Source organism: Rhizobium sp. BK289, assembly GCF_014193575.1.
In the GTDB taxonomy this organism is placed as follows: Bacteria; Pseudomonadota; Alphaproteobacteria; order Rhizobiales; family Rhizobiaceae; genus Rhizobium; species Rhizobium tropici_C.
Window position 1 is genome coordinate 239,429 of record NZ_JACHZO010000002.1, and the last position, 21,836, is coordinate 261,264.

The 21,836-nt window shown below is 60.6% G+C and carries 22 protein-coding genes; 12 read left to right on the forward strand and 10 right to left on the reverse strand.

Annotated elements, in window-relative coordinates:
* Positions 1-87: 87 nt before the first annotated feature.
* The 4 genes from FHT84_RS04895 to FHT84_RS04910 form a co-directional block, all read right to left on the reverse strand.
* Positions 88-849 (reverse strand): ABC transporter permease, encoded by a 762-nt coding sequence (locus FHT84_RS04895; protein WP_112344015.1) that lies wholly within the window; start codon positions 847-849, stop codon positions 88-90.
* Positions 846-1,772, reverse strand: coding sequence for an ABC transporter ATP-binding protein (locus FHT84_RS04900; RefSeq protein WP_112344014.1), 927 nt, complete (start codon positions 1,770-1,772; stop codon positions 846-848). Before FHT84_RS04900 ends, FHT84_RS04895 begins: the two co-directional genes overlap by 4 nt.
* Before the next feature lie 380 nt (positions 1,773-2,152).
* Entirely contained in the window at positions 2,153-2,407 is a 255-nt protein-coding gene (locus FHT84_RS04905; protein WP_113249265.1) for a hypothetical protein, read from the reverse strand.
* 106 nt (positions 2,408-2,513) lie between these two features.
* A complete protein-coding gene (locus tag FHT84_RS04910; protein WP_113249266.1) occupies positions 2,514-3,707 on the reverse strand; it encodes an extensin family protein in 1,194 nt (397 codons plus the stop codon).
* 245 nt (positions 3,708-3,952) lie between these two features.
* Here FHT84_RS04910 and FHT84_RS04915 point away from each other — a divergent pair, with 245 nt between their 5' ends.
* The 6 genes from FHT84_RS04915 (at position 3,953) to FHT84_RS04940 (ending at position 9,272) form a co-directional block, all read left to right on the forward strand.
* Positions 3,953-4,342 carry an acyl-CoA thioesterase gene (locus FHT84_RS04915; protein ID WP_112344011.1) on the forward strand — a complete coding sequence of 130 codons (390 nt, stop codon included), beginning with the start codon at positions 3,953-3,955 and terminating at the stop codon, positions 4,340-4,342.
* A gap of 4 nt (positions 4,343-4,346) precedes the next feature.
* Positions 4,347-4,937, forward strand: coding sequence for a hypothetical protein (locus FHT84_RS04920; RefSeq protein ID WP_113249267.1), 591 nt, complete (start codon positions 4,347-4,349; stop codon positions 4,935-4,937).
* Between the two features lie 122 nt (positions 4,938-5,059).
* Positions 5,060-6,544 carry a tetratricopeptide repeat protein gene (locus FHT84_RS04925; protein WP_246698469.1) on the forward strand — a complete coding sequence of 495 codons (1,485 nt, stop codon included), beginning with the start codon at positions 5,060-5,062 and terminating at the stop codon, positions 6,542-6,544.
* A gap of 68 nt (positions 6,545-6,612) precedes the next feature.
* A complete protein-coding gene (locus tag FHT84_RS04930) occupies positions 6,613-7,665 on the forward strand; it encodes an SEL1-like repeat protein (protein WP_210278795.1) in 1,053 nt (350 codons plus the stop codon).
* 133 nt (positions 7,666-7,798) lie between these two features.
* Positions 7,799-8,635 carry an RDD family protein gene (locus tag FHT84_RS04935; protein ID WP_113249269.1) on the forward strand — a complete coding sequence of 279 codons (837 nt, stop codon included), beginning with the start codon at positions 7,799-7,801 and terminating at the stop codon, positions 8,633-8,635.
* 145 nt (positions 8,636-8,780) lie between these two features.
* On the forward strand, positions 8,781-9,272 hold the full coding sequence (locus FHT84_RS04940) for a hypothetical protein (protein WP_246698468.1): 492 nt from the start codon (positions 8,781-8,783) through the stop codon (positions 9,270-9,272).
* 165 nt (positions 9,273-9,437) lie between these two features.
* On the opposite strand, the gene FHT84_RS04945 is transcribed toward FHT84_RS04940, so the two are convergent.
* Positions 9,438-10,688 carry an MFS transporter gene (locus FHT84_RS04945; RefSeq protein ID WP_112344006.1) on the reverse strand — a complete coding sequence of 417 codons (1,251 nt, stop codon included), beginning with the start codon at positions 10,686-10,688 and terminating at the stop codon, positions 9,438-9,440.
* Positions 10,689-10,971: 283 nt separating this feature from the next.
* Here FHT84_RS04945 and uvrB point away from each other — a divergent pair, with 283 nt between their 5' ends.
* The 3 genes from uvrB to FHT84_RS04960 all read left to right on the forward strand — a co-directional run bounded on the left by uvrB (position 10,972) and on the right by FHT84_RS04960 (position 15,620).
* On the forward strand, positions 10,972-13,758 hold the full coding sequence (gene uvrB, locus FHT84_RS04950) for an excinuclease ABC subunit UvrB (protein WP_113249271.1): 2,787 nt from the start codon (positions 10,972-10,974) through the stop codon (positions 13,756-13,758).
* A gap of 184 nt (positions 13,759-13,942) precedes the next feature.
* Positions 13,943-14,401: an SRPBCC family protein gene (locus FHT84_RS04955; protein ID WP_112344004.1), complete on the forward strand. Its 459-nt coding sequence runs from the start codon at positions 13,943-13,945 to the stop codon at positions 14,399-14,401.
* A gap of 160 nt (positions 14,402-14,561) precedes the next feature.
* Entirely contained in the window at positions 14,562-15,620 is a 1,059-nt protein-coding gene (locus FHT84_RS04960) for an adenylate/guanylate cyclase domain-containing protein (protein WP_113249272.1), read from the forward strand.
* On the opposite strand, the gene FHT84_RS04965 is transcribed toward FHT84_RS04960, so the two are convergent.
* The gene (locus FHT84_RS04965) at positions 15,601-16,164 is read right to left on the reverse strand and encodes a nucleoside deaminase (RefSeq protein ID WP_113249273.1); all 564 of its coding nucleotides are present in this window, start codon (positions 16,162-16,164) and stop codon (positions 15,601-15,603) included. The genes FHT84_RS04960 and FHT84_RS04965 overlap by 20 nt on opposite strands.
* 452 nt (positions 16,165-16,616) lie before the next feature.
* Here FHT84_RS04965 and FHT84_RS04970 point away from each other — a divergent pair, with 452 nt between their 5' ends.
* A complete protein-coding gene (locus FHT84_RS04970; protein ID WP_004109325.1) occupies positions 16,617-16,829 on the forward strand; it encodes a cold-shock protein in 213 nt (70 codons plus the stop codon).
* A gap of 419 nt (positions 16,830-17,248) precedes the next feature.
* On the opposite strand, the gene dusA is transcribed toward FHT84_RS04970, so the two are convergent.
* Positions 17,249-18,262, reverse strand: a complete 1,014-nt coding sequence (gene dusA / locus FHT84_RS04975; protein ID WP_113249274.1) for a tRNA dihydrouridine(20/20a) synthase DusA — start codon at positions 18,260-18,262, stop codon at positions 17,249-17,251.
* 136 nt (positions 18,263-18,398) lie between these two features.
* Here dusA and FHT84_RS04980 point away from each other — a divergent pair, with 136 nt between their 5' ends.
* Together FHT84_RS04980 and FHT84_RS04985 are read left to right on the forward strand one after the other, a co-directional pair.
* A complete protein-coding gene (locus tag FHT84_RS04980; protein ID WP_113249275.1) occupies positions 18,399-19,094 on the forward strand; it encodes a fumarylacetoacetate hydrolase family protein in 696 nt (231 codons plus the stop codon).
* Positions 19,095-19,110: 16 nt separating this feature from the next.
* Positions 19,111-19,641: a gamma carbonic anhydrase family protein gene (locus tag FHT84_RS04985; RefSeq protein ID WP_113249276.1), complete on the forward strand. Its 531-nt coding sequence runs from the start codon at positions 19,111-19,113 to the stop codon at positions 19,639-19,641.
* 50 nt (positions 19,642-19,691) lie between these two features.
* Here the strand turns inward: FHT84_RS04985 and FHT84_RS04990 are convergent, their stop codons facing one another.
* The 3 genes from FHT84_RS04990 to FHT84_RS05000 are packed head-to-tail and all read right to left on the reverse strand — an operon-like array spanning position 19,692 to position 21,779.
* Positions 19,692-20,090, reverse strand: coding sequence for a Fur family transcriptional regulator (locus tag FHT84_RS04990; RefSeq protein WP_041677490.1), 399 nt, complete (start codon positions 20,088-20,090; stop codon positions 19,692-19,694).
* On the reverse strand, positions 20,087-20,914 hold the full coding sequence (locus FHT84_RS04995) for an iron chelate uptake ABC transporter family permease subunit (protein WP_183761391.1): 828 nt from the start codon (positions 20,912-20,914) through the stop codon (positions 20,087-20,089). Before FHT84_RS04995 ends, FHT84_RS04990 begins: the two co-directional genes overlap by 4 nt.
* A complete protein-coding gene (locus tag FHT84_RS05000) occupies positions 20,907-21,779 on the reverse strand; it encodes a metal ABC transporter ATP-binding protein (protein WP_162736939.1) in 873 nt (290 codons plus the stop codon). Before FHT84_RS05000 ends, FHT84_RS04995 begins: the two co-directional genes overlap by 8 nt.
* Between the last annotated feature and the right edge of the window lie 57 nt (positions 21,780-21,836).

Below are 21,836 nucleotides of genomic sequence, written 5' to 3' on the forward strand. Positions count from 1 at the left end.
ATGGACACCCGGCCGCCTGGCTCCGTCAAGTCACGACCAGTGGAGCCCAAGCGGCCACGCGCGCGGCAAAACCAGAAGGCTCCGCCCTCAGTTCCGCAGCCGGTAGCCCGTCCGGAAAATCCATCCGAGGATCACCAGACAGATGACGAGGAAGAGCGTGATCATTGCGAGGCTTAGGATCGGATTGACATCGGCGATGCCGTAGAAGCTCCAGCGGAAGCCGCTGACGAGATAGAGAACCGGATTGAGATGGCTGGCCGCCTGCCAGAAAGGCGGCAGCATGTTGATCGAATAGAAGCTGCCGCCAAGGAAGGTCAGCGGCGGCACGACCAGCATCGGAATGAGGTTCAGTTGCTCGAAATTTCCGGCCCAGATGCCGATCATGAAGCCGAACAGGCTGAAGGTGACCGCCGTCAGCACGAAGAACAGGATCATCATAAGGGGATGCTCGATCCTGATCTCGACGAAGAAGCTCGCCGTGGCGAGGATGATCAGGCCGATCAGCATGCCCTTGGTCGCCGCCGCGCCGACATATCCGAGAACGATCTCGGCCATGGCAACGGGCGCCGATAGCACCTCATAGATCGTGCCCGTGAATTTCGGGAAATAAATGCCGAAGGAGCCGTTGCTGATGCACTGGCCGAGCAGGGTCAGCATGATCAGGCCGGGGGTGATGAACGCCCCATAGGACACGCCCTCGACGAGATTGATGCGCGATCCGATCGCCGCACCGAAGACGATGAAATAGAGTGAGGTGGAAATGACCGGCGAGACGACGCTCTGCAACAGCGTGCGGCGCGTGCGGGCCATTTCGAAAGCGTAGATGGACTTGATCGCTTCGAAGTTCATTTGCCTGCTCCCACCAGCGAGACGAAAATATCCTCGAGCGAACTTTGGCGCGTCGAGAGGTCCTTGAAATGAATTCCCTCGGCCGCGAGCTTCGACAGCAGCGCCGCGATACTGGACTGTTCGTGCTGCGCATCAAAGTCATAGACCAGCGTCAGGCCATTCGGCCCAAGCGAAAGCCCGTTGCCGTCAAGACGATCGGGAACGGCGCCCAGCGGTTCGTTGAGATCGAGGATCAGCTGCTTGCGGCCAAGCTTGGCCATAAGCGCCTTCTTCTCTTCCACCAGCAGCAGCTCGCCGCCATTGATGACGCCGACGCGATCCGCCGCCTCTTCGGCCTCTTCGATGTAATGCGTCGTCAGAATGATCGTAACGCCGGAAGCACGCAGGCGCTCGACCACATGCCACATATCCTTGCGCAGCGTCACGTCGACGCCGGCCGTCGGCTCGTCGAGAAAAAGAATCTTCGGTTCGTGCGAAAGCGCCTTGGCGATCAGCACGCGCCGCTTCATGCCGCCCGAAAGCTGCCGAAGCGTGTTGTCCTTCTTCTCCCACAGCGAAAGATCGCGCAATATCTTCTCGATATATTCCGGGTTCGGCTTCTTGCCGTGGAGCCCGCGCGAAAAGCTCACCGTATTCCAGACGGTTTCGAACTGATCGGTCGTCAGTTCCTGCGGCACGAGGCCGATCATGCTGCGCGTGGCGCGGAAATCGCGCACGACGTCATAACCGCCGACCGTTACCGTACCGCCGCTCGGATTGGCGATCCCACAGACGATCGAAATCAGCGTCGTCTTGCCTGCACCGTTCGGCCCGAGCAGAGCCAGGATTTCGCCTTGTTCGATATCGAGATCGACGCCTTTCAGCGCCTGGAACCCGTTAGAGTATATTTTGGTGAGATTACGGATGGAAATGATCGGAGCCATGGTGAGGCAGAGTCCGGCTTTTGTGATGAATTTCGCGGCGTTTGCCCGCTATATAGCCGGTCCCGGGCTTTTACCACCCCACGGTGGTGAAACACAGCGTTCGCCTAAGCCAAATAAGCTGTCATCAAATCGTGACCTTCGTCGGGCATATAGCTCCTTAGGTGAGCAACGTTTGTCGCAACTCCGCCCAATGCCTCTTGGCGACACGTCAGCGCCTGTCGTACTGGCCGATTTATTGCCCTCGTATCCATATTGCATGCATCATTGCAACATGAAGGTCTTTTCTGGAGCAGGCAAGGATCCCCCGTCGTTGCCATGCACCGCTCAAGCCGGCATCAGCCGGCTTTTTTCTTTTTTGCCGGCTTACGATCGATGTAGCGCTACCAGTTGCCGTTGACGCCGCAGCCGGCCGGCGGCAGCGTCCTGTGCTCGAAGCGAGCCCTCAGCATTTCGCAACCCTTGTCACGGAAGGGGGCGGGCATCATCGAGTTGAGGTCGATACCGACCTCGTCGAACGGATCGTCGGCATAGGCGACATAGGCGTACCAACGACCACCAATAACGATGACGATGGCAATCAATGCGGCAAGGAGCGCCCTTCCCAGGCTTCTCTTTCGTCTTGGTGCTTCTTCCATGAAACCTTCTCCTGCCCTCGGCCCACACGAGTAAACGCAATTTCCTCGACAGGTAAATCAGCTTCCCCGCTCGGCAAGTGTGGATGCTGCCCCGGCGCAACGCCTATCAGAGGCTGCAATAGCGTCGGCCGCCTTTCCGGTCCCGGAGATCGAAGTGGAAATGGTTCCAATGTTCCGGATTGCTGCCCGGGCCGAGCACCGTATCGAAGTAGCGGCAGCTGTCGCTGCGCACGGCTTTCAGCAGCCGCCCTTCCCGGAAGGAGAAGAGCCCCTTCTTGCGCACGTCGATCACATGGCCATTCTTCAACACGAAGGTGCCGACATCGATGGCATTGCCATGGGCATGTTCCGACATCGGATTGTAGCGCTGCCGGCTATTGTTCATCCTGCGGCAGGAATAGCCGCCGAGCGGCACGATCGTGCCGATGCCGGACCAGTAGCGTGTGCGCGCAGCCGGAGCCAGCTCGTTCTTCACCCATTTGGCAAAGGCGAGCGTCACCTGGCAATTCAATGTGACGGCTGGACTGACGGCGATGTTGCCCGAGAGACCGCTGAGCGAAACCGGATAGGGAACCTGGCAGGAGGGACCGTTCGAAATCGCCGGCTTGTCCGTATAGATGACGCCCATGCGCCTGAGTTCCTGACGGCAGGCAACTTCCGACGGCGGCATCATGCCGGGTGTCGATTGTGGCGCTTCGAATTCCTGATCGAGGCGCGGCACGGGATTTTCGATACGCGGCAGCATGGCGACCTGCGTTCCCGGTTGCTGCCTCGGTATCCGCGACTGGCCGAGTTCAGCCTGCGCGGCAGGCCGCTGAAGGACGGAGCGGTTGGTCTGGACCGGCGCGTCGGTGCCGATGCCATCGACAACAGGCTGATCGGACTCGCCTTCGGCAATATTCTGCTGCTCTTCCTGCGCCAGCCCGACCACCGATGGAGACTGCGCCTCCTCGCTCGGCCCGACGCCGAGTTCGGCATCCATGTTGACGCCCTGCGGCGGAACATTCGATTGCTGCGCCAGACCGACTTCGACATCGGACGTGGTCACCGCCTCGCCGGTTCCGGTGGAACGGAGAGGACCACCATTCCTATAGTTGTTCGAGGTGGAAACGACCGGATCCTGGACGCCTGGATAGGCGAACTGCCGCTGCGGCACGCTTCTATGCGGCTTGATGGAGCCGACGCGCGAGGAACTGTCGATGCCGGAAGGGGGCACGAGGCTGTCTGCCGTGCAGGCAACAAGCGCCGACGACAATAGCAATGGCAGCGCGACCCGCCGTAGATTGGGTAAAATGGTCATACTCCTGATCCGCTGCCCCAGCCACGGTCGGTAACGATTACAAATCCTAAATGGGAAGGGTGAACGAATGCTTACCGTCGCCACTCGGGATGTTTCAGCCTGGCGCTGCAAAGTGACGAAACCGCACGGAACATGCCCTCCGGCCCGTAGAGGTTCAAAGCAGAAAACTCAACATTGTCTTTTCCATCGCGCCTGGATTGCATAGGCTGAAAAGGGGAATCGAGCCGAGAAACAGGAGCAGATGAATGAACGACAGCGTCAAACCCAGAGGCGAGCTGACATTGCGCACGCTTGCCATGCCCGCCGACGCCAACCCTGCCGGCGATATCTTCGGCGGCTGGGTCATGGCGCAAATGGACTTGGCAAGCGGCATCCGCGCGGCCGAACGCGCCCGTGGCCGCGTTGTCACGGCGGCTGTGAAAGAGATGGCTTTCGAGCTGCCGGTCAAGATCGGCGACACGCTGAGCGTCTTCACCGACATCGACCGCGTCGGACGCACCTCGATCACGCTGAATGTCGAAGCCTGGGCGCACCGGGCGCGCTTCAACGCGTTGGAAAAAGTCACCGCTGCAACATTCATCATGGTCGCGCTTGACGAGAATGGAGCGCCGAAGGCCGTACCGGAGGAGAGCTGACGCGATGGATTCCGCGCATACACCGGAAGTCTACGTCTACATCAGAACGGTCATGAGCATGGTGATCGGCCTTTCGCTGGCTCAGCTTCTGACCCGGCTTGCCGGTTTCGTGCAGGCGCCGGGCAAGAACAAGATCTACCTCGTCCATATCGGCTGGGTATTGTCCATGTTCCTGTTCATCATTCATTTCTGGTGGTGGGAGTACCGGCTGCAATCGGTTGCGCAGATCAATTTCGGCGTCTACCTCTTCCTCATCTGCTTCTGCTGCCTCTTCTATTTTCTCTGCGTATTGCTCAATCCGCCGTCCGTCGAGGATTATGGCGGCTTCGAGGAATATTTCATCTCCCGCCGCCATTGGTTCTTCGGCCTGCTCGCCGTGACCTACGCGGTAGACCTCATCGACACATTGCTGAAGGGAGAAGCCTATTTCCGGTCGCTCGGCTGGGAATATCCGATACGCAATGTCGTCTATGTCATCCTTTGCATCATCGCCTCGATCACCGCCAACCGGCGTTTCCAGGCGGCATTCGTGATCGTCGGCCTGATCTATCAGATCACATGGATCTTCCGCCTTTACGACGTGCTTCCGGTATAGCGATCGCATCCGCCACCGGGCATTTAATCCGCCGCCATTTAGGTTCCCGCGATCTTTGACCAAGACATCGCCATATTGTTCAGATCGATTGTCGTCTGGGACATCGGCGGGGGACTCAAGCCTTGAAGACAAAGAGCTATGCATTGGGATTGGCGCTCGCTCTTTCGATGCCTTGGCTTGCCCATGCCGAAGACCCCGCTCCGGGGCCGGCCAATACTACGATCGATCTGAAATACTGGGTGGAATTCGCCAACCAGGGCAATCCGGCCGCGCAGTACGGTCTCGGCTATCGCTATGCCAACGGCCAGGGCGTGGAGCGGGATGATGCCCGGGCGGTCGATTGGTATCGGAAATCGGCCGACCAGGGCAATGCACAGGCGCAGTATGCGCTGGCTTATATGTATGCCAGCGGCCGCGGCGTCGATGCCGACCTGAAACAGGCGAACGACTGGTATCTGAGGGCGGCACAGCGGGGCAATGCCGATGCCCAATATGCCATCGGCTACTCCTACGCCAATGGGCGGGGCATGGATGTCGATAGAGGAAATGCCCTCGCCTGGTATCGGAAATCCGCCGACCAGGATCAGGCGCAGGCCCAATATGCTCTCGGCTACATGTATGCCAACGGCCTCGGCATCGATGAGGACAAGGCCGTCGCACTCGGCTGGTATCGCAAGGCGGCCGACCAGGGCCGTTCCGACGCCCAATACGCGGTCGGCTATATGTATGACAACGGCCAAGGCACGGAAGAGGATCAGAAGCAGGCCGTCGCCTGGTACAAAAGAGCGGGTGATCAAGGAAGTGCGCAAGCCCAATATGCCGTCGGCTACTCCTATGCCAATGGCAGGGGTGTCGAGCGGGATGATGCCGAAGCCTATTCCTGGTACCTGAAAGCCGCCGAAGGGGGCCGCGCCGATGCGCAATATGCCGTCGGCTATAGCCTGGCGAACGGAACGGGTGTCGCCCGGGACTACAGGCAGGCACTCCAATGGTATCGCAAGGCGGCCGATCAGGGCCGCCCCGACGCTCAACATGCCATCGGCTATCTCTATGCCAACGGTCAGGGCGTGAAGGCCGATGAAGAGAGTGCGGCGAGGTGGTATCGCAAGGCCGCCGAGCAGGGCGACGCGCAAGGCGAATACGCCCTTGCCTACATGTATGCGGGCGGGCGCGGCGTCGCAAAGGACAATACCAAGGCGTTCGAATGGTATGGGAAGGCCGCCGACCAGAACAATGCACGGGGCCAGTATGCCCTCGCCTATCTTTATTATCAGGGCGCCGGCGTAACCAAGGACTATGGCCAGGCTGCCGACTTGTTTCGCAAGGCCGCCGGTCAGGGCGACGCCCGCGCGCAATATGGCCTTGGATATATGTATTATAACGGCTATGGCGTGCCGAAGGACTCCACAATTGCCGCAGATTGGTTCAACAAGGCGGCGGCGAAAGGATTGCCGGAAGCGCAGCACGGCCTCGGCTACATGGAAGCCAATAGCGAGGGTCCGATCAAGGATCTCGGGCCATTGGGACAGGGAGCCGCCGGAAAGAAGGGTGCCGGCGACATGACGGGCTGGATCATATTTCACTTGCTGATGGCGCTCTTGCCCTGACGGTCGCGAAGAGCTTGTCATCTCGAAAGAACGGATTTTCGACTGCGGGGTAGATCGTGAATTGGAAAATGGGGGCAGTAGCTTTGCTCTTCGCGCTGGCGCCGATGGGGACGGCGCATGCCGATGTCGGGCGCAACAGCTATGATCGTGGAGATCTCAAGACAGGCGCGGACTACTGGCGCCCCTTGGCAAACAGGGGCGACGTCGCGGCCCAGCTGAAACTCGGGCAAATGTACGAGCAAGGTAGCGGCGTCGAGAAAGACTACGCACTGGCGCTCAGCTGGTACAAGAAGGCCGCCGAGCAGGGCAATGCCGAAGCGCAGTTCAACGTCGGCACCATGTACGATCAGGGTGAAGGCGTCACCGCCGACAAGAGCCAGGCCGTTCTCTGGTACAAGAAGGCGGCTGCGCAGGGATACCTCAACGCACAATACAATCTGGGCGTCGTCTACGACACGGGCGAAGGCGTTCTCAAGGACAAGCCGCAGGCTTTTGCCTGGTACAGCAAGGCCGCCCAGCAGGGCGATATGGATGCGCAGTTCAATGTCGGCACCATGTACGACCAGGGCGAAGGCACGGACAAGGACAAGCGCAAGGCCGCAATGTGGTATCTCAAGGCCGCCGAGCAGGGTAAGATCGAGGCGCAGTACAATCTCGGCATCATGTATCGTGACGGCGAGGGTGTCGCCAAGGATGGCGCGACAGCCCTTTCCTGGTTCAAAAAAGCGGCCGACCAGGGCGATCCCAGCGCACAGTTCAATGTCGGCGCGATGTATGCCGATGGTGAAGGGGTGAAACAGGACGATGGCCAGGCAATCGCATGGTTCCTCAAAGCCGCAGCGCAGAACGATGTCGAAGCCGAATATAATCTCGGCGTCATGTTCCGCGACGGCGAAGGTGCCGCCAAGAACGGTCCTCAGGCGATCTACTGGTTCGAACGGGCGGCGGCGCATCGCTATGCCGATGCGGCCTACAATCTCGGCATGATGTATCGCGACGGTGACGGCGTTGCGTCGGATTCCGCCAAGGCGCTGGAATGGTTCCGCAAGGCAAAGCGCTTGAGCTATGAGGGCGACTCCGACAAGGATGATCGCTCGAACGAACAAGGCATCCCGATCTGATCCGGTTGGGAGATCGATCACCGCTCAATCTTCGTTCCCCAGCGAATCGCAGCAAAGCGTGCTAACTCCTGCAACTTGAAGTGCCTAAAGCTTATGCCTGACTGCCGCAAAGCGCATTGAACCGGGGGAATTTATGAGTTTTGCCGCATCCGACCACCAGAAGGCCTCCCTTCCGCCTCGCCATTTCTGGCGGCGGTTCAGTGCTTATGCGATCGACATCGTCATCTTCCAGATCGCTTTCGTACTCCTGTTTCTCGCACTATCGGCGGTGATGCCGTGGGACCTGACCTTGCCGTTTCTTCGCGAGCAGCAATGCCAGGAGACCACGGTAGGGCCGCTCATTCCGAAGATAGAAGCTGAGTGGCCTCTGCAGCCCGGCGAGACGAGAAGCAATCAGCTTTGCCGCATATCCTGGCTGGGCAGCAAGGGATACACCGTTTTCGTTTCAGCCGCTGTTTCGCAGCGGGGACCGACCACGGTAAAGCATGCTTTTTCCGTGCCGGTCGACAGCAACGGCAATCCGATCGATCCGACTATAACGGTGAGACCGAGTTCCAGCATCATGCTGTTGCTCCTTCCGTTCGCCTTCGCCTATTGCTCGACCCGCGGCCGGCGGACGCCAGGCAAGCGGGCGACGTCGCTGCGGGTAACGACGATTGAAAACGGCGCCCTGCCCTTCGGACTTGCCGCCAAGCGCGAAATGCTCAAGTTTCTACCATTGATGCTTCTGGCAACTTTCGATCTGGCCAGCCTGTTCCTGTCGCGCCTGTATCTTCCTCCGATCGAAGAGATGATCCAGCAGGCGCGAGATATAAATCCTCTCAGCGCCAGCGATTTCCTGGCCGTTACCGGGGCGTTGACGCCGCTTCTGTTGGTGTTCGCGCTCATCTGGTGGCTCTTCCCATTGATTATATGGCGTGGGCAGACCTTCTATGACCGCTTCTGCGACACGATGGTCGTGAAGAATTGATCGTCGGTCCAAAGCTGTGGAGTTTATCGCCATAGCGTTGGGGATTGCCTTGGCGCAGGAAGAGATGGAAGAGTAGCGCCATGCCGGGCCTCAATTGCTGCTCCTTCTCCTGCGAGGATAGATCGCCGTGAACCTGAAATATCTCATGTCCCCCCGCTTGCCCCTGCCGTCGCTTCGCATGGCTTTACTTGCCTCGGCGGTCGTCCTGTCGCCGTTGCCGCTGACGGCAACGTCGGCGAAAGCCGCGCCCGGCTCATGCTGGTCGCTGCTGCAGAGCAAGTTCGGCCCGGAGATCGAGAAATCGGTGAATGAAGCCGATCCGTGCAAGAAGCTGCCGGGTGTCGATCACAAGGACAAGTTCGAGGTGAAGTCGCTCGATATCTGCGACGCTCCGAATGGAGGCGTTCAGATCAACGCCCGTGCCGAAATGGCCTGCAAGTCGCATGGGGTCCTCAAGACGACGATCAAGGGCGAGCTGGACGCTTCGATGACAGTCGATGTCGGCGCCTGCCACATTACCGACCTGCACGTCGGTATCAACGGCCCCATCGGTGAGCTGATATCCTCCGTCGGTGGCCTGCAGGATCTGGCGCGCGGCTTTGCCCAGGCCAAGATCTCGGAAATCTGCGGAAAGTGAAAAAGGGCCGGTAAAGATCGCCGGCCCTTCGAGCATTCCAGTTGGTGGCGGTTTTCCGTCCGGAATTGCGAGAAAACCCGGAATTACGAGAAAGCATAGAGATTGAGCGGTTTAGAGCTTTCGCGAAGAGCTAAACCGCTCGGGTCTATATGATGGCAAACCGGTTCAGGTCTGCATGACGCTATCGGGTTGTCCGGCGTCCTTGCCGCCAAACCGAACTCCCTTTTTCTCGAACCCGAAGCCGGCGAACAACGCCACGACGACGGCGACGATGCAGGCGACGATCAACAGCGCCAGCGCATAGTCGCCGTTCCACTGCTTCGCCAATCCAGCCTGGATCGAGGCATTGCCCGACGCCAGCAGATTGCCGAGCTGATAGGCAAATCCTGGGAACGTACCGCGCACCTCGTCCGGCGACAATTCGTTGAGATGTACGGGGACGATGCCCCAGGCGCCCTGGACGAAAAGCTGCATCAGGAAGGCGCCGATCGCGAGCATCACAGGCCCCTGACCCCAGACCCAGAGCGGGGCGACGGGAATAGCCAGCAGTGCCGCGATGACGATCGTCCGTCGCCTGCCCCAGCGCTGCGACAGGGAACCGAAGGTCAGGCCGCCGATGATCGCGCCGATATTGTAGACGATGGCGATAGCGCCGACCGTATAGGAATCATATTGCCGTTGGGTTTCCAGGAATGTCGGATAGAGGTCCTGGGTGCCATGGCTGAAGAAGTTGAACGCCGTCATCAGAAGCACGGCCCAGATGAAGAGCGGAATATTCTCCCGCAGTACGGTCAGGAAAGGCCGCTGCGGTTTGGATTGCCGCTGCAGGAACGCCGGCGATTCCTGTACGTTGCGTCTGATGTAAAGCACCAGCAGCGCCGGCAGCGCGCCGACGATGAACATGCCGCGCCAGCCGATGATCGGAAACAGCAGGAAGAACACGATCGAGGCGAGCAGATAGCCTGAAGGATAGCCAGCCTGCAGGATGCCGGACACGAGGCCGCGCGATTCCTCCGGGATGGTCTCCATCGTGAGCGAAGCACCGACACCCCATTCGCCGCCCATGGCCACGCCGAAAAGCGCGCGCAAAACCAGGAACATCGTCAATCCGGTCGAAAAACCGGTCAGAAACTCGAAGATGGAATAAAGCAGCACGTCGACCATCAACGTCGTGCGCCGGCCGAAGCGATCCGCCGCAAGGCCGAAGATCAGCGCGCCGAGCGGCCGCATGGCGAGAGTTAGAAAGATCGCCACGGCGACCGCCGGAACATCCGTGTGAAATTCTTCGGCTATATGCTTGAGGACGAAAACCAGAATGAAGAAATCGAAAGCATCCAGCGTCCAGCCCAGATAGGCTGCGATCACGGTGTTTCGTTGCTGGGGGGACAAGGAACGTAAGCTATCCAATGCGGTCATCATGATCCTCCGACCGGATGGCGGCGGCGAGGCGGGCAATACCGGATGCCGTCGAAGCTGGGGGAACCCGGCGCTGGCCGGGCATGTCGACGTTGCGGCTGGTTCCTCCCTTGGCGCCTGCGAGGATCGCGCTATGCGGACTTTGGATCAGCGATAACGCATTGGCCGCCCTTGGGTTGTAACATATCTGACATCTCCGGCGAATGGAAAAATCCGCTATTCTGTTTCCCTTTTGTACCCTTTACCCCTTCACATCTGCGCGATCTGTCGCCATATTCGCCCCATGGCCAAATCACCGAAAAAATCCGCCGCCCCGACCGGTTTCGAAGAGGCGCCGCAGGCACCGTTCGAAGGTGCGCCGCTCAGCGGCAGCGTCGCCGATTGGGTGAAGCAGCTCGAAGCGGATGCAGAGGCATCGAGCGTCGAAACCCAGCGTGAGATCGCTTCGAAGGCAGGCAAGCACCGCAAGAAGGTGGAAATCACCGCCGGCAAGACCGCGCGTGGCGTCTCCATGGGTGGGTCGACCGACCCCAAGACGCGTGCCGCCGCCGGTCTCAATCCAGTCTCAGGCCTCGATATCGCTCTTGAGGATGCCGACAAGATTTCGACCGGCGGCGTAACGGCAACGGTAGAAGCCCTGTCGAAGCTGATCGAGAGCGGCAACCCGCTGCATAAGAACGGCAAGATCTGGACGCCGCACCGCCCTGCCCGACCGGAAAAGTCCGAAGGCGGCATCGAGATCCGCATGGCCTCGGAATACCAGCCGGCCGGCGACCAGCCGACGGCGATCCGCGACCTCGTCGAAGGGCTGCAAAACGGCGACCGTAACCAGGTGTTGCTCGGCGTCACCGGTTCGGGCAAAACCTTCACCATGGCCAAGGTGATCGAGGCGACGCAGCGCCCGGCCGTCATCCTCGCGCCGAACAAGACGCTCGCGGCACAGCTCTATTCCGAATTCAAGAATTTCTTCCCGGATAACGCGGTCGAGTATTTCGTCTCCTACTACGACTACTACCAGCCGGAAGCCTATGTGCCGCGCTCGGACACCTATATCGAGAAGGAGAGCTCGATCAACGAGCAGATCGACCGCATGCGCCACTCGGCGACGCGTTCGCTGCTGGAACGCGATGATTGTATCATCGTCGCCTCGGTCTCGTGCATCTACGGTATCGGCTCGGTCGAGACCTACACCGCCATGACCTTCCAGATGAATGTCGGCGACCGGCTCGATCAGCGGCAGTTGCTGGCCGACCTCGTGGCGCAGCAATACAAGCGCCGCGATATAGATTTCACGCGCGGCTCCTTCAGGGTTCGCGGCGACACGATCGAAATCTTCCCGGCCCACTTGGAGGATGCCGCCTGGCGCATCTCCATGTTCGGCGACGAAATAGACGCCATCACCGAATTCGATCCCCTCACCGGCCAGAAGACCGGCGACCTGAAATCGGTGAAGATCTACGCCAATTCGCACTATGTCACGCCGCGCCCAACGCTGAACGGCGCCATCAAGGCGATCAAGGAAGAGCTGAAACTCCGCCTTGCCGAGCTGGAAAAGGCCGGCCGCCTGCTGGAGGCTCAGCGCCTGGAACAGCGCACCCGCTATGACATCGAGATGCTCGAGGCCACCGGCTCCTGCCAGGGCATCGAAAACTATTCGCGCTATCTGACCGGCCGCAATCCCGGCGAGCCCCCGCCGACGCTGTTCGAATACATTCCCGATAACGCCATCATCTTCATCGACGAGAGCCACGTCACCGTGCCTCAGATCGGCGGCATGTATCGCGGCGACTTCCGCCGCAAGGCGACGCTGGCCGAATACGGCTTCCGCCTGCCCTCCTGCATGGACAACCGCCCGCTGCGCTTCGAGGAATGGGACGCCATGCGCCCGGACACGATCGCGGTATCGGCAACGCCCGGCGGCTGGGAGATGGAGCAATCCGGCGGCGTCTTCGCCGAACAGGTCATCCGCCCGACCGGCCTCATCGATCCGCCGGTCGAGGTCCGTTCGGCCCGCACGCAGGTCGATGACGTCCTTGGCGAAATCCGCGAGACCGCCGCCAAGGGTTATCGCACGCTCTGCACGGTGCTCACCAAGCGCATGGCCGAGGACCTGACGGAATATCTGCATGAACAGGGCGTGCGCGTGCGCTACATGCACTCCGACATCGACACGCTGGAGCGAATCGAGATCATCCGCGATCTTCGCCTGGGTGCCTTCGACGTGCTCGTCGGCATCAACCTGCTGCGCGAAGGCCTCGACATTCCCGAATGCGGCTTCGTCGCCATTCTCGATGCCGACAAGGAAGGCTTCCTGCGTTCGGAGACGTCGCTGATCCAGACCATCGGCCGCGCCGCGCGTAACGTCGACGGCAAGGTCATCCTTTATGCCGATAACATCACCGGTTCGATGCGGCGGGCGATGGACGAGACCAATCGCCGACGCGAAAAGCAGATGGCTTACAACAAGGAACACGGCATCACGCCGGAATCGGTCAAGGCGAAGATTTCCGACATTCTCGACAGCGTCTATGAGAAGGACCATGTCCGCGCCGATATCGGCGGCGCCTCCGGCAAAGGCTTTGCCGATGGCGGCCATCTCGTCGGTAACAATCTGCAGGCCCATCTCAACGCGCTGGAAAAATCCATGCGCGATGCCGCCGCCGACCTGGATTTCGAAAAGGCGGCACGGCTGCGCGACGAGATCAAGCGCCTCAAGGCCGTCGAACTCGCCGCCATGGACGACCCGCTCGCCCGCGAGGAGGCGAAGAGTCTCGAAAGCCGCGGGTCTGCAACGGGCAAGCGCGCACCGCCAGCGCCGGATTCCCGCTCCTATTTCGCCAAGCCGAGCCTTGACGAAATGGGTCCGGGCGGCGATGCCGGCACGCCGCTTTTCCGCAAGAACACATTGGACGAGATGACCGTCGGCCGCACCGAAAAGCCTGTCACAGGCAAGGTGCCGGACAAGCCTATCATCCGGGCGAAGCCGGGTGTCGGCTCCTATGAGGATGCGGTGGACGAAAAACAGCGCAAGGGACGGACGAAGGGCAAGACGGGGCGGCCTGGGCGATAAGGCGACAGCCGCCAAAGTCTGCTAACCGCAGTTGCCGGCTTATGAGGAGTGACGCCCTGCAAGTTATGGAATGACGCCTTGCTGCCGGGGCAATGGCTCCTACATGCCGGCACATAGGAGGCCCACGGCGGGGCGAAGGTATTCGTCACGGTGGGAAGCGACAGCAACCACGGGAGAGAGACCGATGCCAGAAGCTTTAATCGTTCGTCGCGAGACCCATGTCTCCGCGCCGCCTGCGGCCGTCTTCGCGCTGCTGACCGATCCCGAAAAGATCCTGCGCTGGATGGGCACGGAAGCCAGGACGGAGCCGCAGCCGGGCGGCATCTATCTGGTCAATGTCACCGGCGCCCGCGTCGCGCGCGGCTCCTTCCGCGAAGTCGTGCCGGTGCATCGCCTCGCCTACAGCTTCGGCTGGGAAGGCAGCGAAGAAGTGCCGCCGGAGTCGAGCCTGGTGGAGATCGATCTGATCGAGCAGCCCGACGGGACGCTGGTGCGCCTCACCCATTCGGGCCTGCCGACGCCGGAGCAATGCGAAGCCCATGCAAAGGGCTGGGCGCATTATCTCGACCGAATGGCGGAAGTGGCAGCCGGACGGGATCCGGGTCCGGATGTGATGCGCGGTCACGACGGCCAGAAACAATAATGCCTTAGGGCTGCTCCATCCGGCTCGATGGCTTGAGGAACAAGGAAGTCACCGCCCAGGGACAATAATTTCGCGCGCTGGAACTTGATGACCTCTGCGCAGTCGGGAAGGTTGCGCCGGCAAGGATGACAGCTCGCGAGCGGCGTGGCATGATCGCTGCATGGATTTACCCGCCCCCCTTGCCTGGCTGGTCGACGAAGCCGGTACCGCGCTCAGCCCCGAACGCTTCCTGGCCGATCTGGCCGGACACCTGCTGGCTGCCGGATTGCCGCTGACCGGCGGTGCCCTGACGCTTGCCGCGCCGCATCCGATCATCACGCAGCGTTCCTGGCTTTGGCGAGCCGAGACGGGCACGGTGATCGAAGCCCTCGGCTTCGCCGGCACATCGCTCGGACAGGCCGGCCGCGACTGGCTCGGCGAACTCGGTCCGACATGCGAGGAAACGATCGGCACCGCGCCCGGCAATTCCGTGCTCGCCTGGGCCGGAACCCGGCCCTTCACCTCCCCCGAAACGGACAGGCTGCGTCAGGTCGCGCGCTTTGCCGCCGCCCCCCTGGCCGGCCTTGCCGCGCGGGCCACTCTATCGACCCTACTCGAAGCTTATCTCGGCCGCAGAAGTGCGGCGCGCGTGCAAGCAGGCGCGCTCAGCCGCAATAGCGGCGAGACCATTCGCGCAGCGCTGCTTTGCGCCGACCTTCGGGATTTCACGGCTCTCTCCGAAGCGACGGAGCCGACCGTCGTCATCTCGGCCCTCGACGCCTGGTTCGATCGCGTCGCCGGCGCCGTGCATGCCTTCGGCGGCGAGGTGCTGAAGTTCATCGGCGATGGGGTGTTGGCAATCTTCCCTGTCAATGAAAGGCCGGCGGAAGCCTGCGAAGCGGCACTGCGCGCCGTCACCGCCATCCGCGCCGGCATGGTGCATCTCGACGCGACCCGGGCAAACCAAGGCCTGCCGCCGCTCCCCTTCGGCGCCGCGCTGCATTTCGGCGACATGCTCTGGGGCAATATCGGCGCCGCCGACCGCCTGGACTTCACCGCCATCGGCCCCGCCGTCAACCTCGTCAGCCGGCTGGAGGGGCTGTGCAGGCCGCTCGGCCGCACCGTGCTGGTCTCCGGTGCGCTTGCGGCGGAGACGACGACGCCGCTGGTGCCTTTAGGGGATTATGAGCTACGGGGGATTGCCGAGCCTTGTTCGGTGTTTACGTTGGCGGAGAGCTAGGTCCGCACCACCTGCGCTGCAATACATCGTCGTCAAGCTCGGCTCTCACGGCGGCCTGAAAATGCGAAGCTCCGCCTGTAATCCAGAAGTCTTCCGTCGTCGTCGCAAGAAACTCCGCAAAAAGCTTGGAAGCCTCCTGACGACGCACGCCTCCGACGATCTCCACCGTTCTCGAGAGGTGTCTTGGAGGCGAATTTACCAGCCTAACGTGAGCGCATCCGCCATGCGCATCGGTCATAGCGAAAACAAGCCGCGTTATCGGCAAGTGCATCATCGTACCGAAACACATGATGCAAGGCTCGAGTGTCGTATACAGCGTCAGGCCATCGTTTCGCGAAAAACTATAGTTTCCCTTGAATACCTGATGAAACAAATTCATTTCCGCATGATTCAAATGATTCGAAATCATGGTTTTATGAGAGCGTCCCAAAAGCTTGTTTCCCATGCATAGAACTGCGCCTACGGGAAACACGCCTTCATTCAGCGCGATCCGGGCTTCATCAAGTGCGAAACCCATCATATATTCGTCACTCGATTGAGCCATGTAGTTCCCTCAAACCCCATAAAGATTGTGCCTAAGGTAATGACCTTCGTTACAGCCGCGTGACGATTTATCGCTTCTTCGATCATCGCCGGCGCCTTCTCGTCAGGCAACGAATACATTCATCATGTAACTTCGCCGGCGCCTGAGGCACCAGCCTCTCGTCAACCCCTTGAAATTCCCACCCTATCCTACCCGTTTGCCACCCGGCCCTAATATTGCCCCTTGCCTTTTTCCACAAACCCTGTCACCCATATGCATGCTCGGGCATTTGCATGCCGGTGACTGGACTGATTTGGTGATCCGCTTGCGACAGGCAGCGGTTGGGTCTTCTGACCCGCGCAGACGTTCTTTCCCCGTACGTGACTTCTCGACTGGCTTTCGCATGTCGCGGAAGCAAAGCCGTCCGGGTTTATCCGGATAAACTAAGACTGATGGGTAAAGGACTATCCCCCATGGCCACCAAGGGCACCGTAAAATTCTTCAACCAGGACAAGGGTTTTGGTTTCATCACTCCTGACGGCGGCGCAAAGGACGTTTTCGTCCACATCTCCGCTCTTCAGGCTTCCGGCATCCAGTCGCTGCGCGAAGGCCAGCAGGTCACGTTCGACACCGAGCCGGATCGCATGGGCAAGGGCCCGAAGGCTGTCAACATCCAGGCTAACTAAGCCCTGGGTGACTGCCTGAATGAAGTTTCGACGGCGCGGTGCAAACCGCGCCGTTTTTCGTTTGTGAGGATAGCACCCTCGCCGTGAAGCAAGCCTGGCTATGCCCTTTACCGCAAGCCCGTTGTCTGCCCTGGACCATCCCAACATTCCGTCATCCTCGGGCTTGCCCCGAGGATCCAGGCACAAGCCTCACCGTCTCCTCTGGCGAAAAGGGATACAGTCGCAAAGCGAAACCAGCACTCTCGTCGATTTAGGCGCGTCAACGTGCCTAGGCGGATCCTCGGGTCAAGCCCGAGGATGACGGGTGAGTGGTGATCTTTTCAACACCAAACTACTTCCTCAACTCCCAGCCGATCACCCGCTGAGGTGGGACCGACAGCTGCCCTCGAAGGACGAAGGCAGTTGGAATCATCGTCACCTCAAGCGCTGACCCGCTCGGAATCCGCGCTGAAATCCACCGCCGCGAAGGCCACCGCAATCACCTCCGGCCCCGCCCCCGGCTTGTTGGCGTCGGTTGAGAGGATCTGGCGATAGCGGCGCGAGCCGGGCAGGCCGGTGAAGAGACCGACCATGTGACGCGCAACATGCTGCAGGCGGCCGCCGTTGGCGATATGGCGCCCTACATAATCCATCATCCGGTCGCGCAGCGCGTTCCAATCGGCCTGGGTGGCCGGTTCGCCATAAAAGCGATGGTCGACATCGGCAAGGATCGCGGCATTCTGATAGGCGGTACGGCCGAGCATGACGCCATCGACATGGGCGAGATGCGCCTCGGCCTGATCCAGCGTCTGGATGCCGCCGTTGATGCCGATGAACACATCAGGCCAACGCTGCTTCATGCGATAGACGATGTCGTAATCCAGCGGCGGGATTTCGCGGTTCTCCTTCGGCGACAGGCCCTTCAGCCAAGCCTTGCGCGCATGGATCCAGATCGCGTCCGCACCGGCATCGAGCACGCGCTTCATCAGCTCAGGCAAAGCCTCTTCCGGCTCCTGCTCATCGACTCCGATACGGCATTTCACGGTAACGGGCGCCTTCGATACCGCCTTCATCGCGGCGATACAGGATGCCACCGTTTCCGGCGTCAGCATCAGGCAGGCGCCGAAGGTGCCGGATTGCACGCGATCGGATGGGCAGCCGACATTCAGGTTGATCTCATCATAACCGTAGGCTTCCGCGATGCGCAGCGCCTCGGCAAGCTTCGCCGGATCGGAGCCGCCCAACTGCAGCGCGACGGGATGCTCGGTGGCATCGCGCCCCAGCAGCCGGTCGCGCGGCCCATGGATGATTGCGTCGGCCACCACCATCTCGGTATAGAGCAGCGCATGCCGGCTGATCTGCCGGTGCAGATACCTGCAATGGCGATCAGTCCAGTCGATCATAGGGGCTACCGCAAAGATTTTGCGGCCGTTTTTCAGCGCGTCGCTATACATGGGAAACCTTTCTGATCCGCGCTCTACACCAAATCCCTCAAAAAGGCCAGTTTTCGTGGCTGTAACAATGATGCTAGTTTGCCGGACGGAGTCGGACGCCAGCAGCCACCGAAAAGAGAAAGTTTCGAAAGCCCATATGAACGCCCCCCTGACGACAGTCATTCCCCTACCCGCCGCCGTTCTTCTGCCGATCGAGGGCGAGACCGAGTTTTTCCCCGTGCGCCGCGTCTATTGCGTCGGCCGCAACTACGCCGACCACGCCATCGAGATGGGGCATGACCCGAGCCGCGAACCGCCATTCTTCTTCCAGAAGAATCCGGACAATCTGCTTGTATCGAGCGATTTCCCCTACCCCGCACTATCATCGGACGTGCATCACGAGGTGGAGCTCGTGGTGGCTCTGCGCAGCGGCGGTGCGGATATCCCGGTCGAAAAGGCGCTGGACTGCGTCTATGGCTATGGCGTCGGCATTGATTTCACCCGCCGCGACCTGCAGGGCGAAGCCAAGAAGCTCGGCCGTCCCTGGGAAATCGGCAAGGCCTTCGATCATTCCGCGCCCGTCTCCGCACTTGTGCCCGCCACCCGCGCCGGCCATCCCGACAAGGGCGGCATCTGGCTGATGCGCAATGGCGAGGCCACCCAGAGAGGCGATCTCTCTCAGATGATCTGGAAGGTGCCTGAGATCATCGCTGAGCTCTCCAAGCTCTTCACGCTCGCACCGGGCGATATCATCATGACCGGCACGCCGGCTGGCGTCGGTCCCGTCGCGCGCGGCGACCGGATCAGCTGTGCCGTCGATGGCGTCGCCAATCTTGTGCTGAACGTCGTCTGATCGAGGAGGATCGACCATGCCGCTCTACGCCCTTGCCGGCCTGACGCCGAAAACGCCCGGTCCGGACCGATACTGGATCGCGCCGGATGCAAGCGTCATCGGCAAGGTCGAGATCGGCGAAGATGTCGGCATCTGGTTTGGCGCGGTGCTGCGCGGCGACAACGAGCCGATCGTCATCGGCAAGGGCACGAACATCCAGGAAGGCACAATGGTTCATACCGACCCGGCCTTCCCCGTTACCATCGGCGAAGGCTGCACCGTCGGGCATCACGCCATCATCCATGGCTGCACCATCGGCAACAATTCGCTGATCGGTATGGGTGCCACCGTGCTGAACGGGGCGAAAATCGGCAATAATTGCCTCGTCGGCGCCAATGCTCTTGTTACGGAAGGCAAGGATTTTCCGGATGGTTCGCTGATCGTCGGTGCACCGGCGAGAGCCATCCGCACGCTGGACGAGGCCGCGATCGAAGGCCTGCGCCGCTCGGCCAGCAACTATGTCGCCAACTGGCAGCGCTTCGCGCGTGATCTTAAAAGATTAGATTAGAAAAATCTCATAACTTCTGGCACGCAGCGGAATAAACCGTTGCCCACAGTTCACGCAGCGCAGTTGGCGCAATGGCCGCGGATTTCGATGGTCGACTTTTCCGCCTTGAACTTCTGTGATTTCAGCCAGTCCATCAGCCGATGATCGACCTCGTGATCGTGGAATTCGATCACCTGCCCGCAGCTCTCGCAGATGGCGAAGGCGACGAGGCCGTGACTGTGGCAATCCTCGTTCGGATGGGCGCAGGCGACGAAGGAATTGATGCTCTCGAGCCGGTGCACCACGCCATATTCGAGAAGCTTGTCGAGCGCGCGATAGACCTGCAGCGGCGCGCGAAAACCCTGATCGCGCAGCTTGTCGAGAATGGTATAGGCGCTGAGCGGCGCTTCCGCCTTGGTCAGGATATCGAAAACGAGAGACTGGTTCTTGGTGAGCATCGGAGTGGTCATGATGACTGTCCTCTCTGTTGCGCCGCTGGCATGCCGCTCCTGCGAACGAGGGGCAGCAGACTGATGATAAACAGGACGAGCGCCGCAACCACGATGGAAGGCCCGGACGGCGTGTCGTAGCGCAGCGATCCGAAAAGTCCGCCGACAACGGCGATGGCGCCAAGCAGCGAAGCAAAAATCGCCATCGTTTCCGGCGTCGAGGCAAAGCGGCACGCGGTAGCGGCGGGAATGATCAGCAGCGCAGTGATAAGCAAAATACCGACGATCTTCATGGCAATCGCGATCACCACGGCCATCAGCAGCATGAAGAACAGTCTTGCGCGCTCCGGCCGCAACCCCTCAGCCTCGGCAAGCTCGGGATTGACGGTCGAGGCCAGCAGCGGCCGCCAGAGCCAGACGATCGCCGCCAGCACGAGAATGCCGCCGCCCCAGATCACCGCGATATCGGATTGGCTGACGGCCAGAATATCACCGAAGAGGAAAGCGATGAGATCGATCCTCACCCAGCTCATGAAGGCGACGATGACAAGACCGATCGCCAGCGTCGCATGCGAGAGAATGCCGAGCAACGCATCCGCCGACAGCGCCTGCCGCCTCTGCAGCAGCAAGAGCAGGATCGAGACGAGCGCGGCAACCGCAAAGACGGAGAGAGTCAAATTCAGCTGGAAAAGCAGCGAGAGCGCCACGCCGAGCAGTGCCGAATGCGAGATCGTATCGCCGAAATAAGCCATACGGCGCCAGATGATGAAGCAGCCGAGCGGCCCGGTCGTCAGCGCCAGCCCAACGCCGGCGACGACGGCGCGCAGGAAGAAATCGTCAAACATGGCGCTCTCCCTCGGCATGGTCATGGCCGTGATGATGATCATCGTGATCGTGCTCATGATGGTGATGGCCATCGTCAGCATGGCAATGGTCCGTAATCGAACCGTCCGCATGCTGCACGCGGCCATCCGGCAGATGCGTATGGTCGTGATGATGGCTGTAGATCGCCAGCGACTGCGCCGCCCGCGTGCCGAACAGCCTGACATATTCGGGACTCTGGCTAACGGTCTGCGGCGTGCCGCGGCAGCAGACATGGCCGTTCAGGCAGACCACCGTATCCGTCGCCGCCATCACGACATGCAGATCATGCGAGATCAGCAGGATGCCACAGCCCTGCGAATTGCGGATCGACTTGATGAGATCGTAAAGCGCGATCTCACCACTGAAATCCACCCCCTGCACCGGCTCGTCCAGAACAAGCAGATCGGGCTTGCGGGCAATGGCGCGCGCCAACAGCGCCCGCTGGAATTCGCCGCCGGAAAGATGCTGCACCTCGGCTTTGGCGAGATGCGCGATGCCGACTGCTTCAAGAGCAGCGATCAGCTCGCGCTCAGGCAAAGGCCCGGTCAGCGTCATCAATCGCTGCACGCTGAGAGGCAAGGTCCAATCGATGGCGAGCTTCTGCGGCACGTAGCCGACCTTCAGATTGGCAATACGGTCGACGCGCCCTTCGTCCGGCTTCAGCACGCCGATTGCCGTTTTGGCGCTCGTGGATTTGCCGGAGCCGTTCGGGCCGATCAGGGTGACGATCTCGCCGCGGCTCACGGAAAAATCGACGCCGCGCACCAGCCAGCGGCCGTCACGGCGGACGCCGACATCATGGAGCGACACCAGCGGCCGGTTCTTGCTGTCGAGGGAAGAAAGCATGAAATTTCCAATTGCACTATTGCGCCATGCTATCGCACACGTTATAGCATAACGCAA